We start from the raw sequence: 8,649 nt of genomic DNA, 5'->3' as shown, positions 1-8,649 counted from the left end.
ATTAATCCCATCGTATGTATAACATCAGCCGGTATCTATGTCTCCTCGTTTTTGCGCCCTTATTCTCATTGGCACAGAATAAGATCAGCGGTAAGGTAACCGACAGCAAAAAGCATCCCTTGCCCGGCGTGAACATCGCATTAAAGGGCGCTTACGACGGTGCTACCACCGCGGCCGACGGCTCTTTCTCTTTTACTACTACGGCCACTGGCGACCAGCTATTGTCTGCCTCCCTTACCGGTTACCAGACGCTTGAACTGAAAATAAATACTACAGCAGGGGAGCAGCTGAACATTGTGCTGAAGAATGCGGTAAATGCTTTACGCGTGGTAACCATTTCTGCAGGTAGCTTTGAAGCCAGCGATGATAAGAAAGGTACAGTATTGAAACCGCTGGATATTGTAACCACAGCCGGCGCCGGCGCCGATATTGCCAATGCCATTAAAACACTACCGGGCGCCCAGCAAACCAACGACCGCGAGGGGCTGTTTGTACGGGGTGGTACCGGTTATGAAACCCAAACTCTCATTGATGGCATGCTGGTGAGGAATCCTTTTTACAGCAGCCTGCCGGATATCCCGGGCCGTGGCCGCTTTTCGCCATTCCTGTTTAAAGGAACCACCTTCAGCAGCGGAGGCTATTCCGCACAATATGGGCAGGGGCTTTCGTCTGCGCTGATCCTCGAATCCATCGATTTGCCTGAACGTTCTTCTTCCTCCGTAGGCGTATCTGTAATAGGTGTGAACGCAGGGCTGGACAATCTCTCAAAAGATAAAAAAACATCCTACGGGATAGAAGCCGATTATACGAATCTTTCACCCTACTTTAATATCGTTAAGCCAAAGAACGCGCCTAATCTTGGCCCGGAAATCATTGGTACCTCGGTTAATTTCCGGCGCAAAACCTCCCGTACAGGCATGCTCAAATTTTACGGATACGGGAACTGGACCAAAATGGGATTCAACTCCAACAGTCTTGAATATCCGGGCTATACAGAGTCGTTTAAGCTGCATAACAATAACGTATATACGAATCTTACTTACCGGGAAAACATCGGCCACGACTGGCACCTGTATATCGGCGCTTCTTTCAGCAGTAATACAGATAACATTGATGCAGATACACTGCTGAAAAATCCCGCGCCCTCGCTGATCAGAGTACAGTCGAACCTGAGCCAGAGCCGGTTGATGTTTTATAAAAACCTTGGCCGCTTCTCCGTATTGCGCTTCGGTGGTGAATACCAGTATGCAGAAGAGAGATCCGCTTTTAACGGCAACAAAACTAACTTTACAGATAATTACACAGCTGCCTTTGCAGAAGGGGATATTTACTTTACACCCAGCTTCGTTGGGCGTGTAGGCGGCCGCGCGGAATACAGCTCTGTTCTCGGGGAAATGAACTTTGCCCCCCGTGTATCGCTGGCATATAAGGTAAATAACTTCAGCCAGTTTTCGGTGGCTTACGGCGATTATTACCAGAAGCCCGAACCTCAATATATCCGCTTCGACCGGAACCTCGGCTATATGAAAGCCACGCATTACATCATCAGTTACCAGCGGGTGGCGGCCGACTATACTTTCCGTACAGAAGTGTTTTATAAGAAGTATGCAGACCTGGTAAAGACAGCGCCAATGTATAGCAACAACGGCAGTGGATACGCCCAGGGCGTGGAGCTGTTCTGGCGCGACAGGAAAACCTTTAAAAACGTAGATTACTGGATCTCTTATTCTTACCTGGATACGAAACGCGACTACCTGAATTACCCGTTCCGGGTGCAGCCCGACTTTGCTGCTAATCATACCGCCAGTATTGTGTACAAACATTTTTTGCCAAAACTCAGTACCAACCTGGGATTAACCTATTCATTTGCAACAGGCCGTCCTTATTATAATCCGAACCAGCCTACGGATAAGTTCATGTCCGACCGGACAATGACCTATAATTCCCTGGGCGTAAGCGCCAGTTATCTGACCAGTATCCGGAAAGCGTTCACCATTTTTGTTTTGTCTGTAAGCAATGTGCTGGGCAATAAACAGGTGTTCGGCTATCATTATTCCTCTGATGGTTTGCGCAGGGATGAAGTGGTACCCAACGTACCAAGATTTATTTACCTGGGTATGTTCATGAATTTCGGAATAGACAGAAGACAGGATGTTATTAATAACCTCTAATCACAATAAATATGAAACGATTCTTTCTTGCTTTTTTATTTACCGGTAGCCTGGCTACCGCTGCTATGGCGCAAAGCGCCCAGTATACAGAAGCGATGACGAAGCAAACGTCGGACCTGGACAGCAGCAGCACTTTTACCCAGGAAGCACTGCAACAAAAAGCCAATACTTTTGAACGCATTGCCGATGCGGAAAAAAGCCAGTGGCTGCCTTACTATTATGCTGCCTATATGCAGGTAATGCAGGCGTTTACATTGAAAGACAAAAGCCAGATAGATCCACTGGCAGATAAGGCGGAAAGTAACCTGGATAAAGCGGAAGCGCTGAGCCCAAAAAATTCTGAAATTGCGTGTATCCGCTCACTGGTAGCTACCGCCCGGTTAACAGTGGATCCTATGACACGGGGTATGAAGTTTGGACCAGAAGCTGCTGCCCTGCTGGAACAGGCAAAAGGATTGAACCCGGAGAACCCGCGGATTTATATGTTACAGGGACAATCATTATTATTTACACCTGAACAATGGGGTGGAAGCAAATCAAAAGCGAAAACAACACTGGAGCAGGCACTGGAAAAATTCGCGGCATTCAAGCCGGAAAGCGGCATAGCGCCACATTGGGGAGAACCATATACCCGCAGGCTGCTGGAACAAAGTCAGAAATAGTTGAATAGCATATTACCGGATATTTAGTTATTTTGTTTTCCTGGTATTTATCATGGAGGCAAAATAGCTAAATATCAAAATAACTGTATAAGAAAATTAAGCTCATGGACTTTAAAGATCTGGACCCGGTATTACATTCACAGTTGAGGCTGGCTATTATGTCCGTGTTGATCAGTGAAGAAGAAGCAGAATTTACATTGCTGAAAGAAAAAACAAATGCTACTGCAGGTAACCTGAGCGTACAGATTAATAAATTACGCGATGCGGAATATATTTCCGTGGTGAAACAGTTTAAAGACAATTACCCGCAAACCATCTGCAAAATAACATCCACAGGCCGGAAAGCCTTCGGGAATTATGTTACATCCATTCAATCCTACCTGAAAGCAGGTAAGCCCTGAGGCTATTCAGATGCCAGTTCTGTTTTCTTCAGCGGGTTCCGGGTGTTTTCTGCATAACGCTGCCGCTGTTCCAGTATTTCCAGGCAGGTAAAAATGGCCTGTCTGAAAGAATCAGGATCTGCCAGGTTTTTACCGGCAATATCGAAGGCGGTGCCATGATCGGGTGAAGTACGTACAATACCGAGTCCGGCTGTATAATTAATACCATTGCCGCTTGCCAGTGATTTAAATGGAATGAGCCCCTGGTCGTGGTACATAGCCAGTACGCCATCAAACTGCCGGAACATTTCCCGTGCAAAGAAGGCATCGGCGCTGTACGGCCCGAAACAGAGGATCCCGTTGCCTTTGGCGTGCCGGATGGCAGGGATAATATGATCAATTTCTTCCCGGCCTATCAGTCCTTCGTCACCGGCGTGGGGGTTGAGCCCTAACACGGCAATCCGTGGCTGATCTATACCGAAGTCCTTTACCAGGCTATCTCTCATCAGGTGCAGTTTGCCCAGGATGTTTTCTTTGGTCACATATTTCGCTACATCTGCCAGGGGCACATGTTCCGTGAGCAATCCCACGCGCATGTTATCAGCGGTCATGAACATGAGTACATCTTTTGCATTGAAAGAGTCTCTCAGGTAAGGAGTATGACCGGTATAGTTAAAAGTGCCGCTTTGAATATTGTTTTTATGAATAGGGGCTGTTACCAGGCCGGAAATATATCCGTCCTTTAAACAGTTGATCGCTGCTTCCAGAGCCCGTGCAGCGTATTTGCCGCCGGTTTCATTCAGTACTCCCGGGGTGATCTGTACTTCCTCTTCCCAGCAATTATACACATTCACCTGCTTATGATTAAGGCGGGTAAAGTCTTTGATGCTCTGATAGTTAAAATTGTTTTCATTCATCAGCTTCCGGTAAAAGTTGATGGTTTTGTTAGACGCAAAGATCACCGGCGTACAAAATTCCATCATACGCGTGTCCATAAAGGTTTTGATGATAATTTCGGCGCCTATGCTGTTGATGTCACCGATGGTGATACCGATTACCGGCTTGTTGATCTGGGTAGTACTCATGCTGAATTGCCTCAATGAATGGCAAATATAAAGTATTTAGCGGTTAGCTTTCAGCTTTTAGCCGGCAGCCTCCTCAAAAGCTAAAAGGAAGGGGCTAAAAGCTAATAATGCTTTATCTTTGCGCTTCACAATGTATACACTAAAAAAATCACTCGGCCAGCACTTCCTGACAGATGAGAACATCTCAAGGAAGATTGTGGAGTCGTTACCTGTAATCGACGGCCAGCAAGTGCTGGAGGTGGGCCCCGGCGGGGGCGCCATCACAAAGTACCTGTTGCAGCTGCCTGGTATCCGTTTCAAAGCCATAGAACTGGATAAGGAAAAGGTGGAGTTCCTGGAAAAAACTTACCCGGCCATCAGGGGTAAGCTGATCAATGAAAGCATCCTGGATGCCGCCCTGCCTTTTGATGGCCCGTTCCGCCTGATTGGCAACTTCCCCTATAATATTTCCACCCAGATCATGTTTAAGGTGCTCGATTGGCGCCAGCAGGTAGATGTAGTAGTGGGAATGTTCCAGAAAGAAGTGGCGCAACGTATTGCCGCTCCTCATGGGAACAAGGAATATGGCATCCTGAGCGTATTGTTACAGGCATATTACAAGATTGAATATTTGTTTGAAGTACATGAAAACTGCTTCAATCCGCCGCCAAAAGTAAAATCTGCCGTGATCCGCCTGACCCGGCTGGAACAACCGGCAGACATTGCCTCTGAGCGCAAATTTTTTGTACTGGTGAAAACGGCTTTCGGCCAGCGGCGCAAGCAATTGCGTAATCCGCTGAAAACGATGTTCGACAAGGAACTGCTGGCACAGGATCCCATCTTTACAAAAAGGGCAGAAGAGCTGAGTGTGGCCGATTTTGCAGCATTATCCCATAAGATGATATGAGCAGAAAAGTATTAGTTACAGCGAAAACACATCCGTATTTAATTGAACAGCTGGAAAACAAAGGGTATGAAGTAACCTACCTGCCGGCTGTTACATATGATGAAGTATACCGTGAAATCGGTGAATGTACCGGGCTGATTGTTACCACCCGTATCCATGTAGATAAAAACATGATCGACCAGGCCCGGCAGCTCCAGTGGATTGGCCGTTTAGGCTCCGGAATGGAATTGATAGATGTGCCTTATGCAGAAAGTAAAGGGATTCATTGTGTGAGTAGCCCTGAAGGTAACCGCGATGCAGTTGGCGAACAGGCCGTTGGCATGTTGTTGTGCCTGTTGAATAATGTGCTGAAAAGCAGCCTGGAGCTCCGGAAGGGGATCTGGGAGCGCGACGGGAACAGGGGATATGAGCTGAACGGTAAAACGGTGGCGATCATCGGCTATGGTAATACAGGCAGTACTTTCGCGCATAAATTGCAGGGCTTCGACGTTAACATCCTGGCATATGATAAATATAAAACGGGTTTTGGTACAGCAGCCGTGAAAGAGTCTACCATGGAGGAGATATTCCGGGAAGCAGATGTAGTGAGCCTGCATTTGCCACTTACCGCTGAAACAAAATACCTGGGCAATTCGGCTTTTTTTGCTTCCTTTGCCCGGCCGGTGTGGTTTATGAATGTAGCAAGGGGCAAGCTGGTGAATAACCGCGACCTGATTGCCGCACTCAGTAATGGGGTACTGGCAGGCGCCTGTCTGGACGTACTGGAAAATGAAAAACTAGCTACTTATAACGAAGAAGAAAAAGAACAACTGGCCTGGTTGCTGAAAGCTGATAATGTAGTGGTAACTCCGCATATTGCAGGGTATTCCCATCAGGCAAGCATCAAAATGGCCCGTATTGTACTGGAGAAACTGAATATTCTTTAAACCTGGCCCTACAGGTTGCTTTTCGGACATAAATGATTGATTTTCAATTTATTTATATCCGAAATAAGGGGGTTTTTTCTTTATACAAATTTCATTATATTTGCAATAATACCAGTAAACAACGCTTCTGTGCAAATGGAGGCGTTGATTTTTTTTTCTTATAACCAAAAAAACACAACAGGTTATGTCTGGCATAAATTACGTTACGAAAGAAACCCTTGATCAAATGATGAATGAGCTGACCTTACTTAAAACAAAGGGAAGGGCAGAGATTGCGCGTGCTATTTCAGAAGCCAGGGAGAAGGGTGACTTAAAGGAAAATGCCGAATATGATGCCGCCAAAGAAGCGCAGGGTTTGCATGAAGCAAAAATTGCCACACTGGAAAATGCTATTGCTATTTCCCGGATAGTGAGTGCAGATACAATTGATACTTCAAAAGTGTCTATCCTTTGTAAGGTAACCATCACCAATGTAGCTAATAAAAAGACATTCACCTACCAGATTGTTTCCGAAACGGAAGCAGATCTGAAGGCGGGCAAAATTTCGGTGACTTCACCGATAGGTAAAGGCCTGTTGGGTAAGCATGTAGGTGAAGTGGCGGAAGTACAGGCGCCAAACGGACAGATTAAATTTAAGATTGATAATATAACTGCATAAGCCTACTTTTTCATGATATTTGCAGGGGTTGCATTCATTTGCAGCCCCTGTTTCTTTTTATCATGTTACTAAGAATTACATACTATGACCATCTTCACGAAAATTATCAAAGGGGAAATTCCCAGCTATAAGATTGCAGAGAATGAACATTTTTATGCTTTCCTGGATATTTTTCCGCTGGTACAAGGGCATACCCTGGTGATACCTAAAACTGAAACGGATAAATTTTTTGATGTAGCCGACAGCCTGTTGCAGGAGTGGTTATTGTTTGCCAAGCCCATTGCACAGGCCATAGAAAAAGTGATCCCCTGTAATCGTATAGGCGTTAGTGTGGTAGGACTGGAAGTGCCTCATGCACATATGCACCTGATCCCGATCAATTCGGCAGATGATATGAATTTTTCCCGCAGTAAGCTGAAGCTGTCTGTAGAAGAATTTAAGGCAATACAGGCGCAGATTATCGCTGCAATGTAATGGTTATTTTGAAGGGATGTTAAAGCGGAATCCCACACCGTGTACGGTTTCCAGCTTGATTTGCGGATCTGATTTGAAATGTTTCCGCAGTTTGGTAATGAATACATCCATACTGCGTCCGAGGAAATAATCGTCTTTCCCCCATACATTGGAAAGGATGTCTTCTCTTTTTAGCGTTTTATTGGGATTATTACAGAAATATTTCAGCAGGTCTGCTTCTTTTTGTGTTAAAGAGATGGATATATCACCATTGGAAGTATAGAGGCGGAGGTCTTCATAGTCAAAGGTCAGTTGTCCTATTATATACAGGTTCGACTTATCTTTCCCGCGGCTCATGGTGCGTTTCAGGAAAACTTCTATGCGCAGGATCAGTTCCTGCATACTGAAGGGTTTACTGATATAATCATCTGCACCGGTTCGGAGTCCGGCTATTCTGTCTTCTTTTTCATTTTTAGAAGTGAGGAATAATATAGGAACATGGTCATTGAGTTCGCGGATCTGCTGCGCCAGTTGTAGGCCGTCTTTTTTGGGCATTACCACGTCGAGCAAACAAATATCGAATGAGCGTAACTGGAATTGTTCCCAGGCTGCCTGGCCGTCTATACTGTGCACTACATCATAGCCCGCTTCTTCCAATCGTTTCTTCGTAACCGCACCAATATTTTGATCATCTTCCACCAATAGGATTCTTGCTTTCATATTTGCCTGATGCTGATTAATATAAAAAAGCTTGTTATACAATTCCTGTATAACAAATGATGGTCACTTTTCATAGTTAAGCTGTTATCCGGGCGCATGGCCGTTAGCTTTTAACTGGGTTTTGAATTTCAACCAAAGTAACTACAATTTACGGATTTATGAAATAACCTTTTAGCCGGGTGTTTTTTACCTTGAAATCCTTTCAGGGTGCTGCTGAAGGAATTTATCCCAGCCTTTTGCCTTGGTGATTCCTGCAAGCGGATTACTTTCCTGGTAAAAGTGGCATACTGCCACTGCGAGGGCATCTGTAGCATCAAGGTAATCAGGACGTTCTGAGATGCTGAGGATCCGTTGCAGCATCAGCCAAACCTGTTCCTTATCTGCATTACCATTACCTGTAACAGATTGTTTTACTTTTTTCGGGGAATATTCGGTGACCTCAAGGCCAGCCTGGATGGCCGCCGCAATAGCCACACCCTGGGCGCGGCCCAGTTTTAGCATACTTTGCACGTTCTTACCAAAAAAGGGCGCTTCAATGGCAAAACTGCTTGGTTTATGCTGTTGGATCAACTCCTGCACCCTGCAATGAATCAGTTGTAGTCTTTCGTAGTGATCTTTGAGTTTGGAGAGTTTCAGTACACTCATCTCCAGGAGCCTGGCCTTTTTCCCTTCGATAAGTATAAGTCCGTAGCCCATTACAAGGGTACC

At 45.6% G+C, this 8,649-nt stretch carries 10 protein-coding genes; 7 read left to right on the top strand and 3 right to left on the bottom strand.

Features of this window, described 5'->3' with window-relative positions:
* The first annotated feature begins 14 nt into the window (after nucleotides 1–14).
* The 3 genes from VN105_RS04745 to VN105_RS04735 all read left to right on the top strand — a co-directional run bounded on the left by VN105_RS04745 (nucleotide 15) and on the right by VN105_RS04735 (nucleotide 3,234).
* Nucleotides 15–2,171 carry a TonB-dependent receptor gene (locus VN105_RS04745; protein WP_325638441.1) on the top strand — a complete coding sequence of 719 codons (2,157 nt, stop codon included), beginning with the start codon at nucleotides 15–17 and terminating at the stop codon, nucleotides 2,169–2,171.
* A gap of 11 nt (nucleotides 2,172–2,182) precedes the next feature.
* The gene (locus VN105_RS04740; RefSeq protein ID WP_325638439.1) at nucleotides 2,183–2,833 is read left to right on the top strand and encodes a hypothetical protein; all 651 of its coding nucleotides are present in this window, start codon (nucleotides 2,183–2,185) and stop codon (nucleotides 2,831–2,833) included.
* 104 nt (nucleotides 2,834–2,937) lie between these two features.
* A complete protein-coding gene (locus VN105_RS04735) occupies nucleotides 2,938–3,234 on the top strand; it encodes a transcriptional regulator (protein WP_325638437.1) in 297 nt (98 codons plus the stop codon).
* Nucleotides 3,235–3,236: 2 nt separating this feature from the next.
* Here the strand turns inward: VN105_RS04735 and pdxA are convergent, their stop codons facing one another.
* The gene (gene pdxA / locus VN105_RS04730) at nucleotides 3,237–4,298 is read right to left on the bottom strand and encodes a 4-hydroxythreonine-4-phosphate dehydrogenase PdxA (protein ID WP_325638435.1); all 1,062 of its coding nucleotides are present in this window, start codon (nucleotides 4,296–4,298) and stop codon (nucleotides 3,237–3,239) included.
* 130 nt (nucleotides 4,299–4,428) lie between these two features.
* Here pdxA and rsmA point away from each other — a divergent pair, with 130 nt between their 5' ends.
* The 4 genes from rsmA (at nucleotide 4,429) to VN105_RS04710 (ending at nucleotide 7,242) form a co-directional block, all read left to right on the top strand.
* The gene (gene rsmA, locus VN105_RS04725) at nucleotides 4,429–5,184 is read left to right on the top strand and encodes a 16S rRNA (adenine(1518)-N(6)/adenine(1519)-N(6))-dimethyltransferase RsmA (protein ID WP_325638433.1); all 756 of its coding nucleotides are present in this window, start codon (nucleotides 4,429–4,431) and stop codon (nucleotides 5,182–5,184) included.
* A complete protein-coding gene (locus VN105_RS04720) occupies nucleotides 5,181–6,110 on the top strand; it encodes an NAD(P)-dependent oxidoreductase (protein WP_325638431.1) in 930 nt (309 codons plus the stop codon). The genes rsmA and VN105_RS04720 overlap by 4 nt, the downstream gene beginning before the upstream one ends.
* 184 nt (nucleotides 6,111–6,294) lie before the next feature.
* Nucleotides 6,295–6,768: a transcription elongation factor GreA gene (gene greA, locus VN105_RS04715; RefSeq protein ID WP_325638430.1), complete on the top strand. Its 474-nt coding sequence runs from the start codon at nucleotides 6,295–6,297 to the stop codon at nucleotides 6,766–6,768.
* An 84-nt stretch (nucleotides 6,769–6,852) separates the two neighbouring features.
* Nucleotides 6,853–7,242, top strand: coding sequence for an HIT family protein (locus VN105_RS04710; RefSeq protein ID WP_325638429.1), 390 nt, complete (start codon nucleotides 6,853–6,855; stop codon nucleotides 7,240–7,242).
* 3 nt (nucleotides 7,243–7,245) lie between these two features.
* On the opposite strand, the gene VN105_RS04705 is transcribed toward VN105_RS04710, so the two are convergent.
* On the bottom strand, nucleotides 7,246–7,941 hold the full coding sequence (locus tag VN105_RS04705) for a response regulator transcription factor (protein WP_325638427.1): 696 nt from the start codon (nucleotides 7,939–7,941) through the stop codon (nucleotides 7,246–7,248).
* A gap of 186 nt (nucleotides 7,942–8,127) precedes the next feature.
* Nucleotides 8,128–8,649 (bottom strand): crossover junction endodeoxyribonuclease RuvC (gene ruvC, locus VN105_RS04700; protein WP_325638425.1); only part of this gene is annotated, 522 nt, incomplete at its 5' end.

The organism is Chitinophaga sp., from assembly GCF_035564935.1.
In the GTDB taxonomy this organism is placed as follows: Bacteria; Bacteroidota; Bacteroidia; order Chitinophagales; family Chitinophagaceae; genus Chitinophaga.
This window is presented reverse-complemented; position numbering and strand designations above follow the sequence as displayed.

Excerpts from the sequence above, each read along its gene's own strand:
- VN105_RS04745 (WP_325638441.1), top strand. The coding sequence starts at position 15 with ATGTATAACATCAGCCGGTATCTATGTCTCCTCGTTTTTGCGCCCTTA.
- VN105_RS04740 (WP_325638439.1), top strand. The coding sequence starts at position 2,183 with ATGAAACGATTCTTTCTTGCTTTTTTATTTACCGGTAGCCTGGCTACC.
- VN105_RS04735 (WP_325638437.1), top strand. The coding sequence starts at position 2,938 with ATGGACTTTAAAGATCTGGACCCGGTATTACATTCACAGTTGAGGCTG.
- pdxA (WP_325638435.1), bottom strand. The coding sequence starts at position 4,298 with ATGAGTACTACCCAGATCAACAAGCCGGTAATCGGTATCACCATCGGT.
- rsmA (WP_325638433.1), top strand. The coding sequence starts at position 4,429 with ATGTATACACTAAAAAAATCACTCGGCCAGCACTTCCTGACAGATGAG.
- VN105_RS04720 (WP_325638431.1), top strand. The coding sequence starts at position 5,181 with ATGAGCAGAAAAGTATTAGTTACAGCGAAAACACATCCGTATTTAATT.
- greA (WP_325638430.1), top strand. The coding sequence starts at position 6,295 with ATGTCTGGCATAAATTACGTTACGAAAGAAACCCTTGATCAAATGATG.
- VN105_RS04710 (WP_325638429.1), top strand. The coding sequence starts at position 6,853 with ATGACCATCTTCACGAAAATTATCAAAGGGGAAATTCCCAGCTATAAG.
- VN105_RS04705 (WP_325638427.1), bottom strand. The coding sequence starts at position 7,941 with ATGAAAGCAAGAATCCTATTGGTGGAAGATGATCAAAATATTGGTGCG.